Raw genomic sequence first — 16,038 nt, 5'->3', positions numbered from 1 at the left:
CCTCTTGCCTCGCCCATTCCACCGGCCGCGAAATCAAGAGAATGTTCGCGACCATCAACTCTAAGGGCGTCTGCTTCTAAAATGATACCAGCCTAACCCGGCGTCAATAGCGCAATGGTAGGTGCCCGACGTGGGGTGATCGCCGTGCTGGCAAGCCGACGAAGCATCTGGCGCGCATGTTGGGTCTGGGTGATGCAACGCACAAATCCGTGCTGGTGCACAATTCACTCAACCGTGAGTGCAGCTTTGCGCCGCAAGCGCTAAACTTTGCGAGGCAGGTCGCGACGGGTTCCGTCCGGCCAGGCTCGTTCGCTGAACCTGAGTTGCCGTACTCGACCCATCGCGTTTCCTGCTCATCAGGCGGACACGCGTGGCTGGAAAGCGCGTGTTATCGAAACCGCGATTTTCAGCACGGGAGGGTCCGTTCATGGCCACTCTGTACTCCCACGACATCATCAGGCGGCACGTATTCGGCGAAGCGGCCTCCTATCCCATTCGCAAGATCAGCCTGTCCGATCTGACCGAGGCCCTGCGCCTGGGTTGGGAAGATTTCCAGGCGATGCCGAGTCACGCGATCGTCGTGTGCGTGATTTATCCCGTTCTCGGTCTCGTCCTGTTCAGGATGGTTCTCGGCTATTCGGTGCTGCCGCTGCTATTTCCACTGGCCGCCGGCTTTGCCTTGATTGGCCCGTTTGCCGCGATCGGTCTCTACGAACTCAGCCGGCGTCGTGAGCGCGGCGAGGAGGTCGCTGCATGGGATGCGGTCAAGGTGCTGCGCGCACCGTCGTTCGGGGCCATGGTAGAACTCGGCGTGCTCCTGCTGGTCCTGTTCGGGGCCTGGATCGGTGTCGCGAACGCAATCTATGTCTCAATCTTCGGTCATGCGGCGGCCGCAAGCATTCCCGACTTCGCAACGCGCGTGCTGACGACACCGGAAGGCTGGTCGCTCATCATCGTCGGTTGCGGTGTCGGCTTCCTGTTTGCGGTTGTGGCTTTGTGTGTCAGCGTCGTGTCGTTTCCGTTGATGCTCGACCGGCATGCGACTGCGATCGACGCGATCCGTACCTCGCTCCGAGCAGTAGCGGCGAACCCGGTTGCGATGGCCGGATGGGGCCTCATCGTCGCGGTGCTACTCGTGATCGGCTCTGTACCGCTCTTCGTCGGTCTCGCTGTCGTTCTGCCGGTGCTTGGCCATGCCACCTGGCACCTCTATCGGCGGGTGGTCGAGCCGAATCCGAATCCACCGGACGCGCCGCCGCCGCCCACGAAGGGAAGGCGCTACGCAGCGGACTTTCCGGCCAATCTCTTCCCGTGGAGCCGCGAGCGTGAGTGAGACGGGCGATTGCGCCCATTGATTGTTGTCATCATTCGCGAAAGCGGATGATCCAGTACGCCGCGGCGCTGCCGGTGCGAGCCAAGTGTCGACACGGAGTACTGGATGCCCCGCTTGCCGCCTACGCTGAAGCTTCGGCGCGCCAAGACCTCAAACCCCGGCGAAGCCTTGGCGTAGCCGGGTCGCGGGGCATGACAGTTGGGCAAAAGGTGATTTACTTCTGCTGCTGCGGCAGGAAGGTCGGCCCGACCGAGCGGATCGGCTTGTTCTCCGAACTCGATGCTGCCGTGCCGGTATCTGCCGGCGGCGTCGCGGCCGGTGCATTCGCCGTCGTCGGCGCGGGGGCTGCGCCCTTCTTGGCGTTCGCAGGCGTGCCCTTGTTGAGCCGCTGCTGCTGCATCTTCTTGGCGCTCTCCTCGGTGACGATGATATCGCCCTGCTGCTCGGCTGCCGCCTTGTCGTCGGCCGATTTCAGCGCGTCCGCCCAGGTCTGTCCTGCGGCCTTGCAGGAGCAGGACGGGTTGAACTCGTTGCGGAATTTGAAGGCGGTCGGCAGCGCCGTGTAGGGTTGGCCGCTGACCGAGACCGCGGAGTTCATGTCTTCGCCGGGATTGCGATGGGTGTAGAGCACGGCTTCCGCGGCCGGGCAGAGCGCCTTGCAGGTCTTCTCGTCGTCGGGGAAGCGCGCCGGCACCGTTGCAAACGAGACCGGGAAATAGGCGCCGTCGCAGGTGCGCACGCACACGGTGCGGTAGGTGCCGGATGGCGGGCCGAGATCGGACGGCGGCACACCTTGCGGCGCGTTGTTGCCGCCGAACAGATTGCTGAGGAAGTTGCCGCCGCCTTGTGACTGCACGGCGTTGGCATATTGCGGGCCGCAATTGTTCTGCGCCAGCGCAACCAGCACCGAGCGGCGCTGACTGTCGCGCTCCGGGCTGAAGCCGCCGCCGCCGCGCAGGCGCTCGAGATTGCCGGTGATCTGGTCCAGATTGGCGCGCATCTGCTGGATCTGGGTGTTGACCGGTCCGCATTGGGCCGACTGGCCGTTGAACAGCGAGAAGAAGCCGGAGGAATCGCAGCCCATGCGCTTGGCCTGCATGGTGACCCGGTCGAGCTCGGCCTGCTGCTTGGCCTGGGAATCCTGGTAACGGCGGATCTGGTCTTCGCGCGCGGGGTCACCACCGCCGCCGCGGTCCAGCGCCGCGAGCTGGCCTTCCAAACGCACGCACATCGGATTGGGCCCGAGTCCGTTCTGACCGGGCTGAGGCGGCGGTCCGGGCGGACCGGCCTGCGCGAGAGCGCCGGTGACGAGCAGGGCGGTGCCCAAGAGCACGGTACAGGCAAGAAGCAAGCGAGCACGGGAGAGGGACAGGAATTCAGGCATATCCGCCATTCTAGCGAGGTCATGGCCCAATGTGACTTGGACGCTGAAGTGACTTGGACGCCGAAGCGACTTGGACGCCGAAGCAATTTGGGCCCCGAAGCGCGCCCTCCCCATAGCCGCTTCCTGCGGCATCGTCACGTCGTTTTGGGGGCCAATGGACCGGGCCTAAGCTGCGCCAGCTCCGAGCGAATTCAGCGCTGGCAAGTGATTGCGACATATTCGTCGCAATGGCCATGGGAGCAGTTTGCGCCGGATTTGGGGACAGAGCCGGTAATTTCGTCGGGGTCGACCCGGCGATAGCTTGATGCCTGGGCAAAATCTCGTGACTGGCAGTAGGTGCGGGCGACGGAGGCGCCGCATTTCTCGCCCTTGGCCAGGCACTGATCGACGCCGTAGCCGTCAGCCTGGTTGGCGATGATGAAGACGCGGGTCTCGGCGCAGGCGCCGGATGTCGCGAGGATCGCGGCGCTGAAAATGAGCGCGGGCAAGGATCGCATGAAAATACCGGGAGGCAAAAAGGAACAATCTGGTTCCAGAATGGACTCAAATAGTTAAGGATCATGAACGATCCCGGCGGCGGCGCGCTTTGCGGACGTAAAACGGCATTTTCGCGGCTCCCTTGACGCGGGGCCGCCTCATAGCCCATATGTGGCCGCATGAACGGTCTCCTCGCCATTTGCGCCATTTGCCGCGAGATTACGAGCTAGCGATTCGCTGGCTGGAGCCGTCTTTTCTCAAAACATTGAGAGCCCTGGACGCCCGGCCAACAGCCGACGGGTATCCATATGGAATTGCGCCTTTACGATACGCTGACGAAGGAAAAACGCATCTTCGCGCCGCTCGATGCGGAGAACGTCCGCATGTATGTCTGCGGGCCGACCGTCTATGACTTCGCCCATATCGGCAATGCGCGGCCGGTGATCGTGTTCGACCTGCTGTTTCGGCTGCTGCGCCACCTCTATGGCGAGGCGTACGTCAAATATGTCCGCAACATCACCGACGTCGACGACAAGATCAACGACCGCGCCGCGCGCGATTTCCCGGGCCTGCCACTGAACGAGGCCATTCGCAAGGTCACCGAGCAGACCGGCAGGCAGTTTCACGCCGACGTCGACGCGCTCGGCGCGCTTCGGCCGAGCGTCGAGCCGCGCGCGACCGAGCATATCGCCGAGATGCGCGAGATCATCGAGCGGCTGATCAAGGGCGGCTTTGCCTATGCCGCCGAGGACCATGTGCTGTTCTCGCCGCAGGCGATGAACGCGGCCAATTCCTCGCTGCCCCGCTACGGTGCGCTGTCGAAGCGATCGCTCGACGAGATGATCGCCGGCGCCCGCGTCGATGTCGCGCCTTACAAGCGCGATGCCACCGATTTCGTGCTGTGGAAGCCGTCCAAGCCGGGCGAGCCGTCGTGGCCGTCACCGGCCGGTATCAAGGCCGAGGGGCGTCCGGGCTGGCACATCGAGTGCTCGGCCATGGCCTGGAAGCATCTCGGCGAGCATTTCGACATCCATGGCGGCGGTATCGATCTCGTGTTTCCGCATCACGAGAACGAGGTCGCGCAGACCTGCTGCGCCTTCCACCAGCAGCGCATGGCGAACTATTGGATGCACAACGGCTTCCTGCAGGTCGAAAGCGAGAAGATGTCGAAGAGCCTCGGCAACTTCATCACCATCCATGAGCTGCTCGCGGATTGGCCTGGCGAGGTGCTGCGCCTGAACATGCTCAAGACGCACTACCGCTCGCCGATCGACTGGACCATGAAGTCGCTGGAGGAGAGCGCCAAGACGCTCGACGACTGGTATCGCGTCGCGGCCGACGTCGCACCCGGCGAGCCGGCTGCGTCCGTGGTCGAGCCGCTGCTCGACGATCTCAACACCCCGCTGGCGATCGCGGCGCTGCACAGCCTGCGTGGAGGTGACGTGGGTGCCCTGGCGGGCTCGTTGCGCCTGCTCGGCTTCTTGTCCGAGAGCGCCGCGCAGTGGGAAGGCCGCAAGCAGCAGGCGAGTGGCGTCGACGCCAAGGAGGTCGAGCGCCTGCTCGCAGAGCGGACGGCGGCCCGTAGCCGCAAGGACTTCAAGGAATCCGACCGCATTCGCGATCTGCTTGCTGCAATGGGCGTCGCGATCAAGGACTCCAAGGCCGGCACCACCTGGGAGTTTTCGCGATGAAACGGCCCGACACGCCTTTCCCGCGTCACTGGCTCTATTACATCGCGCTGAAGATCGCGCTGCTCGCTGGTGCCGTGGCGCTGGTGCTTAAGCTTTATGGGATGTGGTGAGGACGATGGGACAGACTTTGCCAAAGCCCGGCTTGCGGCCGTTCCTGCCGGCGGACGTGCCAATTCTTGCTGCGATCTTCGCCGCCAGCATCGAGGAGCTGACTGGCGACGACTATAGTGAGGCGCAGCAACAGGCCTGGATGGAGGCGGCGGACAGCGAAGAGTTCGGCAAGCACCTCGCGTCCGACCTGACGCTGATCGCGACGCTCGATGGTTCGCCGGTTGGCTTTGCCTCGCTGCGCGGTACCGACCACATCCGCATGCTCTACGTGCATCCGGCCGTCAGCGGGCAGGGCATCGCAACCCTGCTGGTCGACGCTTTGGAAAAGCTTGCAGGCGGCCGCGGCGCGCAAAACCTCTCGGTCGATGCCAGCGACACCGCGCAGGGTTTTTTCGCCAAGCGCGGCTACGTCGCCATGCAGCGTAACAGCATCACGATTAACGACGAGTGGCTCGCCAACACCACCATGAAGAAGACGCTCGGAGCGCCGCAATGAGCAAGGAGCGCCTTTATCTGTTCGACACCACGCTGCGCGACGGCGCGCAGACCAACGGCGTCGATTTCACGCTGACCGACAAGCAGGTCATCGCCGCGATGCTCGATGACCTCGGCATCGACTATGTCGAAGGCGGCTATCCCGGCGCCAATCCGCTCGACACAGAGTTCTTCGGCAGCAAGCCCAAGCTCGCCCATGCGCGCTTCACCGCGTTCGGCATGACGCGACGGGCCGGACGCTCGGTCTCGAACGATCCCGGCGTGGCCGGGCTTTTGGAAGCGAAGGCCGACGCGATCTGCTTCGTGGCGAAGGCATCCGCCTATCAGGTGCGCGTCGCGCTGGAGACGACGAAGGAAGAAAACCTCGCCTCGATCCGCGACAGCGTCGCGGCCGCGAAGGCCGCCGGTCGCGAGGTCATGCTCGACTGCGAGCATTTCTTCGACGGCTACAAGGAAGATGCGAGCTTCGCGCTCGCCTGCGCCAAGGCCGCCTTCGAGGCCGGCGCGCGCTGGGTGGTGCTGTGCGACACCAATGGCGGCACCATGCCGCACGAGGTCGAGGCCATCGTCACTGAAGTGACGAAACACATCCCTGGCGACCACGTCGGCATCCACGCCCATAACGACACCGAGCAGGCGGTGGCCAATTCTCTCGCCGCGGTGCGGGCAGGCGCGCGGCAGATCCAGGGCACGCTGAACGGCCTTGGCGAGCGCTGCGGCAACGCCAATCTCTGCTCACTGATCCCCACGCTGAAGCTGAAGCCGGAGTTTTCGGACGCCCTCGAGATCGGCGTCACGGCCGAGAAGCTGGCGACGCTTGTCAAGGTCTCGCGCACGCTCGACGACATGCTCAACCGGGTGCCGAACCGGCATGCGGCCTATGTCGGCGAGAGCGCCTTCGTCACCAAGACCGGCATCCATGCGTCCGCGGTGCTGAAGGACCCGCAGACCTACGAGCACGTGCTGCCGGAGACGGTCGGCAACCACCGTAAGGTCCTGGTCTCGGACCAGGCCGGACGTTCCAACGTCATCGCCGAGCTCGACCGCGCCGGCATTCCCTACGAGAAGAGCGATCCGAAGCTGACACGCCTCGTCGAGGAATTGAAGGAGCGCGAGGCGGCCGGCTACGCCTATGAATCCGCCAACGCCTCGTTCGAGCTGTTGGCGCGCCGCACGCTCGGCAAGGTGCCGCATTATTTCGAGGTCGAGCAGTTCGACGTCAATGTCGAGCAGCGCTACAATTCGCATGGCGAACGCGTCACCGTCGCTTTGGCCGTGGTGAAGGTCGACGTCGCCGGCGAGCATCTGATCTCGGCTGCCGAAGGCAACGGTCCCGTCAACGCGCTCGACGTCGCCATGCGCAAGGACCTCGGCAAGTACCAGAAATACATCGAGGGGCTGAAGCTGATCGACTACCGCGTGCGTATCCTCAACGGCGGCACCGGCGCGGTCACGCGCGTCCTGATCGAGAGCGAGGACGAGAACGGCGACAGCTGGACCACGGTCGGCGTCTCCCCCAACATCATCGACGCCTCGTTCCAGGCGCTGATGGATTCGGTGATCTACAAGCTCGTGAAGTCGGGCGCGCCGGCGTAAGCGACGGCGTGGCCACAAACGCCGTCATTGCGAGGGGAGGGAGTACGGCATGATCGACCACATCTCCGTCGGCGTCAGCGATCTCGATCGCGCCGCGAAATTCTACGAGGCAACGCTCGCCGCCCTCGGCCTTTCGCGCCTCGTCACGCGGCCGCGCACGGTCGGTTTCGGCAAGGCCTATCCGGAATTCTGGATCAATCTACGCGAGGCCATGCCGCGCGTGCCGCCCGAAAGCGGCGTTCATATCTGCCTGCGGGCGAAGACGACAAGCGAGGTCGATGCGTTTCACGCCGCAGCGCTGTCCGCCGGCGGCGCTTCGGACGGTGCGCCCGGCATCCGTCCGCATGATCGCGTGCGCTACTACGCGGCCTTCGTCACCGACCCCGATGGTAACCGGATCGAGGCGGTGACGTTTCCGAGCGAGTAGGACGTCAGAGCTTGCGCGCGACTTCCGGGGCGAGCTTCTTCTCGGCCTCGTCGATCTGGGCTGCGGCCGCCTTCAGCTTGGGCAAGATGTCCTCGACTCGATCGGCCTTGAGGATGTCGACCGAAAGGCCGGCGCGGATGAACTCGGTCTGCCGCATGTGCGACAGCAGCGAGAACAGCGGCTCCCAGAAATTGTCGATGTTGGCGAGCAGCACCGGCTTGGCGTGGCGGCCGAGCTGTTTCCAGGTCAATTGCTCGACCAGCTCTTCCAGCGTGCCGACGCCGCCGGGCAGCGCCACGAAGGCGTCGGAGCGCTCGAACATCAAGCGCTTGCGCTCGTGCATGTCGGGGGTGACGATCATCTCCTGCACGCGTGTCAGCGCGTTCTCGCGCATCCGCAGGAATTCCGGGATGATGCCGGTGACGGTGCCGCCGTGATCGAGCACGGAGGTCGCGACCGAGCCCATCAGGCCGAGCGAGCCGCCGCCATAGACGAGCCGGACGTTGTTCTCGGCGAGCGCCTTGCCGAACGCCTTGGCGCCTTCGGTGAAGCGGGGATTGGTTCCGGGGCCTGAGCCGCAATAGACACAGACAGTTTTGATCGTGCTCATTGGTGCCATGATGCATTGCAGCGAAGAGGCGTCAAGCCCAATCGGTGATTCGATACTCCCGGAAATCTACTGGTAAACGACGGCAAACAATCAAAGAATCGCCATCTGGCGGGGTGCGCTGGCATCGGGAAGGCTCTATATGACGTGCGAAAATCGTAAATCGCAGCGACGCCCGCATCCGGCGGGCTTTCAGGCTTTTTGATGGACCAACCTCAATCGTTCGACGGCGCCGACGTTCCCGATCCTCCTCCCGGCGGACCACCGGAGCGGGCGACGCTGATGGGAACGCTGGCGCATCTGTGGCCCTATATCTGGCCGGGCGACCGCTTCGACCTGAAGATGCGCGTGGTGTGGTCGCTTGTGCTGCTGCTCGCTGCCAAGCTGATTACGCTGACGGTGCCGTTTAGCTTCAAATGGGCGACGGACGCGCTGACGGGCGCCAACACGGCGCCGGTGCAGGCGGACAATTGGCACCTCTGGGTGATCGCCTCGCCGCTGTTGCTGACCGTGAGCTACGGTGCGATGCGCATTTTGATGGCGCTGTTGACGCAATGGCGCGACGGCATCTTCGCGCGCGTGGCCATGCATGCGGTGCGCAAGCTCGCCACCATCACCTTCGTCCACATGCACGAGCTGTCATTGCGTTTCCACCTCGAGCGCAAGACCGGCGGCCTGACGCGCGTGCTCGAGCGCGGGCGCGAGGGCATTGAGGTCATCGTGCGCATGGTGATCCTGCAGCTGATCCCGACCATCGTCGAGGTCTCGCTGCTGATGGCCGTGCTGCTCTGGCAGTTCGACTGGCGTTACGTGGTCGCCACCCTGATCACGGTCACGCTCTACATGTACTACACCTACATCGCGACCGAGTGGCGCATCGGCATCCGCCGCAGGATGAACGATTCCGACACGGAGGCGAACACCAAGGCGATCGACTCGCTGCTCAACTACGAGACCGTGAAGTATTTCAGCGCCGAGGCCCGCGAGGCGCAGCGCTACGACAAGTCGGTCGCGCGCTACGAGGAGGCGAGCGTCCACACCTACACCTCGCTCGCGGTGCTCAACACCGGCCAGGCCGTGATCTTCACGCTGGGGCTGACCGCGACCATGCTGATGTGCGCGATCGGCGTGCGCAACGGCACCAACACGGTCGGCGACTTCGTGCTGGTCAACGCCATGATGATCCAGCTCTACCAGCCGCTGAACTTCATGGGCATGGTCTATCGCGAGATCAAGCAGGCGATCATCGACATCGAGAAGATGTTCGGCGTGATCGGCCGCGAGGCCGAGATCAAGGACGCGCCCGATGCAATGCCGCTGGTCGTCTCCGCCGGCACCGTGCGCTTCGAGGACGTGCGCTTCGCCTATGAGCCGACCCGCCCGATCCTCAAGGGCATCAGCTTCGAGGTGCCGGCCGGCAAGACCGTTGCCATCGTCGGCCCGTCGGGCGCAGGCAAGTCGACCATCTCGCGCCTTCTGTTCCGCCTCTATGACGTCTCCGGCGGCAGGATCCTGATCGACGGCCAGGACATCCGCGCGGTGACGCAGGATTCGCTGCGCGCGTCCATTGGCATGGTGCCGCAGGACACCGTGCTGTTCAACGACACCATCCGCTACAACATCCGCTACGGCCGCTGGGACGCCGATGACGCTGAAGTCGAAGAGGCCGCGCAGCTGGCGCAGATCGACCATTTCATCCGCATGGCGCCCAAGGGCTACGAGACCCAGGTCGGCGAGCGCGGGCTCAAACTGTCCGGCGGCGAGAAGCAGCGCGTCGCGATCGCGCGCACCGTCCTGAAAGCGCCGCCGATCCTGGTGCTGGACGAGGCGACCTCGGCGCTGGATACCCATACCGAGCACGAGATCCAGGGCGCGCTCGACCGCGTGGCGAAGAACCGCACCTCGCTGGTGATCGCGCACCGGCTTTCGACCATCGTCGGGGCCGACGAGATCATCGTGCTGGACCAGGGCCGCATTGCCGAGCGGGGGACCCATGGCCAGCTGCTCGCGCATGGCGGTCTCTATGCCAGCATGTGGAACAGGCAGCGTGAGGCCGAGGCGGCACGCGAGAAACTGGCCAAGATGGCCGATACCAGCGAGGCCCCCAACCGGGAGCCGCCGCCGGTCGATGACGCCCTGACGGCGCCTGCGGCAGCGGAGTGACCTTGTCTCCGGTCCCAACTCTGGCCTAAACAGGCCCGCGCGACGACCCGTGCCATTAACCCCGAGCGGCAGATACCGATGTCCATTCTCGATTCGATCCAGCGTCAGATCCCGCCGATCCACAAGGAGGGCTATCCCTTCATCGGCGGCTTTGCGCTGGCAAGCCTCGTCCTGTTCTGGCTGTGGTCGCCTTTGGGGTGGATCGGCACGATCCTGACCGTGTGGTGCGCGCTGTTCTTCCGCGACCCCGTCCGTGTGACGCCGGTGCGCGAGGGGCTTGTGGTGTCGCCGGCTGACGGCCGCGTCTCGATGATCACCATGGCGCTGCCGCCGGCCGAGCTCGGGCTCGGCGACCGGCCGCTGCCGCGCATCTCGGTGTTCATGAGCGTGTTCAACTGCCACGTGAACCGCGCTCCCGTGGCGGGCAGGGTGGACCGCATCGCCTACCGGCCCGGCCTTTTCATCAATGCCGAGCTCGACAAGGCCAGCGAGGACAATGAGCGCAACTCGCTGGTCATCTCGACGGCGACGGCGCGGATCGGCGTGGTGCAGATCGCAGGGCTCGTCGCCAAGCGCATCGTCTGCTTCGTCAGGGAGGGCCAGGCGATCGGCGCCGGCGAGCGCTTCGGCCTGATCCGCTTCGGCTCCCGGCTCGATGTCTATCTGCCTGTGGGGATCAAGGCGCTGGTCTCGGAAGGGCAGACCGCGATCGCCGGCGAGACGATTCTGGCCGATCTTTCCGGAGACGACCCCAGTCGCGCCTTCCGCGCCAATTAACCAATAAGTCGGTCTGTGGGGGCCTTCCGCCGCAATGGCGGAGCGAGACGCGGCTTGCTATATCTCGCCTTGAGGTGAGGACCCGCGATGACGCCCTATGACTTCAAAGACCCTGACGTACGCCGCCGGCGGTTCCGCCCGATTCCGGTGCGGATGCTGGTGCCCAACGTCATCACGCTGCTGGCGATCTGCGCCGGTCTGACCTCGATCCGCCTGTCGATCGAAGGGCGGATGTCGCTCGCCGTCTACGCCATCGTGTTCGCGGCCGCCCTCGACGGCATCGACGGCCGCATCGCGCGCATGATCAAGGGGCAGTCCAAGTTCGGCGCCGAGCTCGACAGCCTCGCCGATTTCGTCAATTTCGGCGTCGCGCCGGGCCTGATGCTGTATTTCTGGCAGCTGCACGAGCTCGGCAATGCCGGCTGGATCGCCGCCATGGTGTTCGCGATCTCCGGCGGCCTGCGCCTGGCGCGCTTCAATGCCACCATGGACGACCCGAACAAGCCGGCCTTCGCTGCCAATTTCTTCACGGGCGTGCCGGCGCCGGCCGGCGCGATCACCGTGCTGCTGCCGATCTATGTTGCGTTCCTCGATCTCGGCCGCTGGCCCGCCGCGATGACGGCGGCCTATACGCTGCTGATCGCCTTCCTGATGGTGTCGCGCCTGCCGGTGTTCTCCGGCAAGACCAAGCGCATGCGCGTGCCGCCGGAGCTGGTGCTGCCGGCGTTCGTCGCGGTGATCGTCTTCATCGCGCTGCTGATCGCCTATCCCTGGCACGTACTCTCGTCCGGCACCGTCCTGTACCTGCTCTGCCTGCCGCTCGGCTACAAATCCTATCGCGACCAGGCCCGCGCGATGGAAGCCTCCGCGCCGTCGGGAGGCGAGGTCACCTCACCGCCGTCGGCGCCGACGCTGGCGAATTTGTCGGAGCCGCCCAACGACGACGACGACCGGCCCGGACGGCTGCACTGAGCGGCCACACGCGGATATCTGCCATGAGGCTCCCCGAGTTGGGCTGAGACCTGATCTCGGCTATATCGCCCTGTGCCGGCGGCATCGCGCCAACAGCGACCGCCAATCTGGGAGAGAACGCCGTGACTGATAAAGCGACCGGGCCGCTGCCCGCTTCCGTCCTCGAAGCGCTGGGCCGCTACGACACGCCGACGATCTGCAATGCCATGGAGATTGTGGCGCCCGAGCGCCGGCTGATCGGCTACACCACCAAGCAACTGGTCTGCCCGTTTCCCGACCTGCCGCCGATCGTCGGCTATGCCCGAACGGTTGCGATCCGCTCGGTGCTGAAATCCTCGCTTCCGGCCGAAGAGCAGTCCAGGCGCCGCATCGAGTATTACGAATATGTCGGCACCGGCCATGGTCCGCGCATCTCGGTGATCCAGGACATCGATGGTCCCGACCTCGGCTACGGCGCGTTCTGGGGTGAGGTGCAGAGCAACGTGCACAAGGCGCTCGGCTGCCTCGGCGTCATCACCGACGGCTCGATCCGCGACATCCCGCAATGGGCGCCGGGCTTCCAGGCGCTGGCCGGCTCGATCGGTCCGTCGCATGCCTGGGTGCATGCGGAGAGCTTTGGCGGCGAGGTTCGCGTTGCAGGCATGACCGTGAAGTCTGACGATCTGATCCACGCCGACCAGCATGGCGCCATCGTGATCCCGCTCGACATCGCGGCAAAGCTGCCGGAGGCCGCCGAGCTCTGCGGCCGCCGCGAGACGCCGATTCTGGAGATCGCCCGCAGCCCCGACTTTTCGCTCGAGAAGCTGAAGGCCGCGCTGAAGCGCTCGGCGGAGATCCACTGAGGGGTGATGAGGCGGCCTAAGGCCGCGACACCGGTCGCGGGTCACCCTGTTCCGTCAGAAACAGGGCGGCCTGATCCGGCTCGCCGAACATCGCGGCGGCGCACCCGATCAGGGTGAAGCCGCCTGCAAGGTCCCACAGCGTGATGTCCTCCGCATTGTCCGGAAGGTGAATCAAGCGCGCTGCGATCACCGCGAAGGCGGCCTCGGCAAAGAGCACGAGGCTGAAGGCCGGCAGAACGAGTTCCGGCTCGAGCAGGTGGAGCGCCAACACCGCAGGCAGCGCGGTGAGAAGGCTGAACAGCGTCAACATTGCAAAACGGCTCCCGCGATGGAGCATGCCGCAGGGCCCTAGAATAGCAGTCATCCCTCGTTCCGCCCCCGTGGCGCAGGGCCGCAGCCGGAGGACGCACGATGAAGATGAATGGCAAGACGATCCTGGTAACCGGCTCGACCGACGGCGTCGGCCGCTACGTCGCGCGACGGCTGGCGGAAGACGGTGCAAGGGTCCTGATCCATGGCCGCGACGCCACGCGCGCGAAGGTGTTGAGCGACGAGATCGCGAAAGCCGGCAATGCCGCGCCGACCTTCTACCAGGCCGATCTGTCGTCGATGTCGGGTACGCGTGCGCTCGCCGAAGCGGTCATCCGCGATCATCAACGTCTCGACGTCCTCGTCAGCAATGCCGGCATCGGTTCGCAAAACGATGGGCCGCAGCGACAAGTCAGCGCCGACGGTCACGAGCTGCGCTTTGCCGTGAACCACCTCTCCGGTTTCCTGCTGGCCCATCTGTTGTTGCCGCTGCTCAAGGCGGCGGCGCCGTCGCGGATCGTCAACGTCGCTTCCCTCGGCCAGCACCCGATCGACTTCGACGACGTCATGATCACGAAAGGCTACAGCGGTTCGCGTGCCTATGCACAGAGCAAGCTCTCCCAGATCATGTTCACCATCGATCTCGCGGACGAACTGAAGGGCGCGGGCATCACCGTGAACGCGCTGCATCCGGCGACCTATATGAACACCACGATGGTGCGCGCCGGCGGCGTCACGCCGATCTCGACGGTGGAGCAGGGTGGGGCGGCGATCCTGCGCCTCGTCGAGGGCGACGATGTCGCAGGCAAGAGCGGGCTGTTCTTCAACGGCATGAACGAGGCGCGTGCCAATCCGCAGGCCTACGATGCAGCTGCCCGCAAGCGCCTGCGCGAACTGAGCCTGAAGCTGACGGGCCTGGCACGCTAGCGCGCCGCAATCATGGTTAGCAAAGCGTTGAAATTCGTGTCGGCAGTCGGCAAAGCCGGCCTCATCCCGATGCGTTGCCCCGGTCTGGCGCGCCGGCTCAACTTAACCTTTACGCGGCTTTAAGGGCGGCACTCTAGGGTTTCCGATGCGGTTCGGGGTTGGGCCGCGCCAGCGGCCAGGACGGCCGTTGTTGCGTACGCGTTGGAGTATCCCATGGATATCATGACGAGCGTCGGGCTCATTGCGGGCATCATCGTGATCACGATGATGATCTTCATGGGCGGCGACCTTCACATGTTCATCTCTGAACATGCCATGATCATCATCTTCGGCGGCTCGATCTCCGCCACCATGATCCGCTTTCCGCTCTCGGCACTCCTGCACGGCCTTCCGCTCGGCGCCAAGTTCGCCTTCACCATGAGCCGCCTGTCGGCGCACGACCTCGTCGACGAACTCGCCCGCATCGCCGAGATCGCCCGCAAGCAGGGCCCGGTGGGTCTGGAAAAGGTCGAGACCGACGAGCCCTTCCTCGCCAAGGGCATCCGCTACGTCGCCGACGGCTATGACCTCGACTTCATCCGCGACAATCTCGAGCGCGACCGCGACAACTTCCTCATGCACCTCGACGAGGGCAGCAAGATTTATCGCGCCATCGGCGACTGCGCTCCGGCCTTCGGCATGATCGGCACCCTGATCGGCATGGTGCAGATGTTCGCCAACATGACCGACCCTTCCAAGCTCGGCCCGTTCATGGCGACCGCGCTGCTCGCCACGCTCTACGGCGCGCTGGTCGCGAACCTGTTCTGTCTGCCGATCGCCGACAAGCTGCACGGCAAGCTGCTGGACGAGGAGACCAACCGCACGCTGATCATCGACGGCATCCTGATGATCCGCGACTCCAAGAGCCCGACCCTGGTGCGCGAAATGCTGCTGGCCTACCTGCCGGAGAAGCATCGCCACGCCGAGGGCGAGCCGGTGCCGGCGTAAGCCCGCCCGCCGGGATTTTGAGACATGGCCAAGAAGAAACGCGGCGATGCCCATGGAGGCGGTCACGGCTGGTTCGTGACCTTCGCCGACCTCATGGGCCTGATGATGAGCTTCTTCGTGATGCTCGTGGCGTTCTCGACGCAGGACGCCAACAAGCTGAAGATCGTCGCGGGATCGATGCGCGACGCCTTCGGCGTGCAGAGCGAGGCGCGCTATGCCGGCATCGTCGAGTCCGACGGTTTGCCGACCCGCCCGCGGCTAAAGAACGTCGACCATATCCAGCCCGAGGATGCCTCCAACACGCCGACCCCGGACCAGGAAGATCGCGACAAGACGTCGGGCGCGAAGATCAAGGTCGACCGCAATTTCGCGCTCGCCGCAGCCTCGCTGCGCCAGGCGTTGCAGGACATGCCGGAGCTGACCGAGATGTCCAAGCACATCATGTTCGAGGAGACCAAGCAGGGTCTCAATCTGGAGATCGTCGACCAGGACGGCCGCTCGATGTTCGCCGACGGCTCCAAGGTGCCCTATGACCGCACCCGCCGCCTGGTCGAGAAGCTCGCGATCCCGCTCAAGGCCACGCCGCTCCGCGTCTCCATCGCCGGCCACACAGCGGCCGGCTTCGTGCCGACCCGCAGCGACTACGGCGCCTTCGATCTGTCGGCCGACCGCGCCAATGCCGTTCGCCAGATCCTCGAACGCGAGGGCCTGCCGCCGTCGCACATCTTCGCCGTCTCCGGCAAGGCAGATACCCAGCCGTTGTTTCCGGACGATCCCTCGCTCGCGGCCAACCGGCGGGTGACCATCACCCTGATGCGCGAAGATCCGCCGCTGCCGCCGAATCTGAAGCCGTGAGCATCACCCGGGCACGGTGAGCACCTTTTTCCGACGAGATCCTGCCCGGAAAATAGGCCCCCTTGCGCTACCATTCTACCTGAGG

At 64.9% G+C, this 16,038-nt stretch carries 16 protein-coding genes; 12 read left to right on the top strand and 4 right to left on the bottom strand.

What is annotated here, in order from left to right; all coding sequences use genetic code 11:
* Positions 1 to 427: 427 nt before the first annotated feature.
* Complete coding sequence (locus GDN70_RS24215; RefSeq protein ID WP_038970985.1) at positions 428 to 1,333, top strand: DUF2189 domain-containing protein; 906 nt, start codon at positions 428 to 430, stop codon at positions 1,331 to 1,333.
* Between the two features lie 214 nt (positions 1,334 to 1,547).
* Here the strand turns inward: GDN70_RS24215 and GDN70_RS24210 are convergent, their stop codons facing one another.
* Together GDN70_RS24210 and GDN70_RS24205 are read right to left on the bottom strand one after the other, a co-directional pair.
* Positions 1,548 to 2,726: a DUF2865 domain-containing protein gene (locus tag GDN70_RS24210; RefSeq protein ID WP_152103123.1), complete on the bottom strand. Its 1,179-nt coding sequence runs from the start codon at positions 2,724 to 2,726 to the stop codon at positions 1,548 to 1,550.
* A 182-nt stretch (positions 2,727 to 2,908) separates the two neighbouring features.
* Positions 2,909 to 3,214, bottom strand: a complete 306-nt coding sequence (locus GDN70_RS24205) for a hypothetical protein (RefSeq protein WP_038946295.1) — start codon at positions 3,212 to 3,214, stop codon at positions 2,909 to 2,911.
* Between the two features lie 288 nt (positions 3,215 to 3,502).
* On the opposite strand from GDN70_RS24205, the gene cysS reads away from it, so the two are divergent.
* From cysS to GDN70_RS24185, 4 genes are all read left to right on the top strand, one after another.
* A complete protein-coding gene (gene cysS, locus GDN70_RS24200) occupies positions 3,503 to 4,885 on the top strand; it encodes a cysteine--tRNA ligase (protein WP_038970983.1) in 1,383 nt (460 codons plus the stop codon).
* Between the two features lie 115 nt (positions 4,886 to 5,000).
* Positions 5,001 to 5,492, top strand: coding sequence for a GNAT family N-acetyltransferase (locus tag GDN70_RS24195; RefSeq protein ID WP_028145270.1), 492 nt, complete (start codon positions 5,001 to 5,003; stop codon positions 5,490 to 5,492).
* A complete protein-coding gene (gene cimA / locus GDN70_RS24190) occupies positions 5,489 to 7,087 on the top strand; it encodes a citramalate synthase (RefSeq protein WP_038970982.1) in 1,599 nt (532 codons plus the stop codon). Before GDN70_RS24195 ends, cimA begins: the two co-directional genes overlap by 4 nt.
* Before the next feature lie 49 nt (positions 7,088 to 7,136).
* Entirely contained in the window at positions 7,137 to 7,514 is a 378-nt protein-coding gene (locus GDN70_RS24185; RefSeq protein WP_028145268.1) for a VOC family protein, read from the top strand.
* Between the two features lie 4 nt (positions 7,515 to 7,518).
* Here the strand turns inward: GDN70_RS24185 and GDN70_RS24180 are convergent, their stop codons facing one another.
* Complete coding sequence (locus GDN70_RS24180; protein WP_026202462.1) at positions 7,519 to 8,124, bottom strand: TIGR00730 family Rossman fold protein; 606 nt, start codon at positions 8,122 to 8,124, stop codon at positions 7,519 to 7,521.
* 201 nt (positions 8,125 to 8,325) lie between these two features.
* Here GDN70_RS24180 and GDN70_RS24175 point away from each other — a divergent pair, with 201 nt between their 5' ends.
* The 4 genes from GDN70_RS24175 (at position 8,326) to GDN70_RS24160 (ending at position 12,875) form a co-directional block, all read left to right on the top strand.
* A complete protein-coding gene (locus tag GDN70_RS24175) occupies positions 8,326 to 10,284 on the top strand; it encodes an ABC transporter ATP-binding protein/permease (RefSeq protein ID WP_038970981.1) in 1,959 nt (652 codons plus the stop codon).
* 78 nt (positions 10,285 to 10,362) lie between these two features.
* Entirely contained in the window at positions 10,363 to 11,061 is a 699-nt protein-coding gene (locus GDN70_RS24170) for a phosphatidylserine decarboxylase (RefSeq protein WP_152103122.1), read from the top strand.
* A gap of 87 nt (positions 11,062 to 11,148) precedes the next feature.
* Positions 11,149 to 12,033, top strand: a complete 885-nt coding sequence (locus tag GDN70_RS24165; RefSeq protein WP_038946300.1) for a phosphatidylcholine/phosphatidylserine synthase — start codon at positions 11,149 to 11,151, stop codon at positions 12,031 to 12,033.
* A 122-nt stretch (positions 12,034 to 12,155) separates the two neighbouring features.
* Entirely contained in the window at positions 12,156 to 12,875 is a 720-nt protein-coding gene (locus GDN70_RS24160) for an RraA family protein (protein WP_038946302.1), read from the top strand.
* A gap of 16 nt (positions 12,876 to 12,891) precedes the next feature.
* On the opposite strand, the gene GDN70_RS24155 is transcribed toward GDN70_RS24160, so the two are convergent.
* A complete protein-coding gene (locus GDN70_RS24155; RefSeq protein WP_028145263.1) occupies positions 12,892 to 13,185 on the bottom strand; it encodes a hypothetical protein in 294 nt (97 codons plus the stop codon).
* A 101-nt stretch (positions 13,186 to 13,286) separates the two neighbouring features.
* On the opposite strand from GDN70_RS24155, the gene GDN70_RS24150 reads away from it, so the two are divergent.
* From GDN70_RS24150 to GDN70_RS24140, 3 genes are all read left to right on the top strand, one after another.
* Positions 13,287 to 14,111, top strand: a complete 825-nt coding sequence (locus GDN70_RS24150) for an SDR family NAD(P)-dependent oxidoreductase (protein WP_152103121.1) — start codon at positions 13,287 to 13,289, stop codon at positions 14,109 to 14,111.
* A gap of 213 nt (positions 14,112 to 14,324) precedes the next feature.
* Positions 14,325 to 15,098: a motility protein A gene (locus GDN70_RS24145; RefSeq protein ID WP_018320941.1), complete on the top strand. Its 774-nt coding sequence runs from the start codon at positions 14,325 to 14,327 to the stop codon at positions 15,096 to 15,098.
* Positions 15,099 to 15,122: 24 nt separating this feature from the next.
* Positions 15,123 to 15,953, top strand: a complete 831-nt coding sequence (locus tag GDN70_RS24140) for a flagellar motor protein MotB (RefSeq protein WP_028145261.1) — start codon at positions 15,123 to 15,125, stop codon at positions 15,951 to 15,953.
* Positions 15,954 to 16,038 lie beyond the last annotated feature (85 nt).

The sequence above is a fragment of the Bradyrhizobium sp. TM102 genome (assembly GCF_009176685.1).
GTDB classification, from domain to species: Bacteria; Pseudomonadota; Alphaproteobacteria; order Rhizobiales; family Xanthobacteraceae; genus Bradyrhizobium; species Bradyrhizobium ottawaense.
Note: the sequence above shows the minus strand (reverse complement) of the source record. Positions and strands in the feature narration are given on the sequence as shown.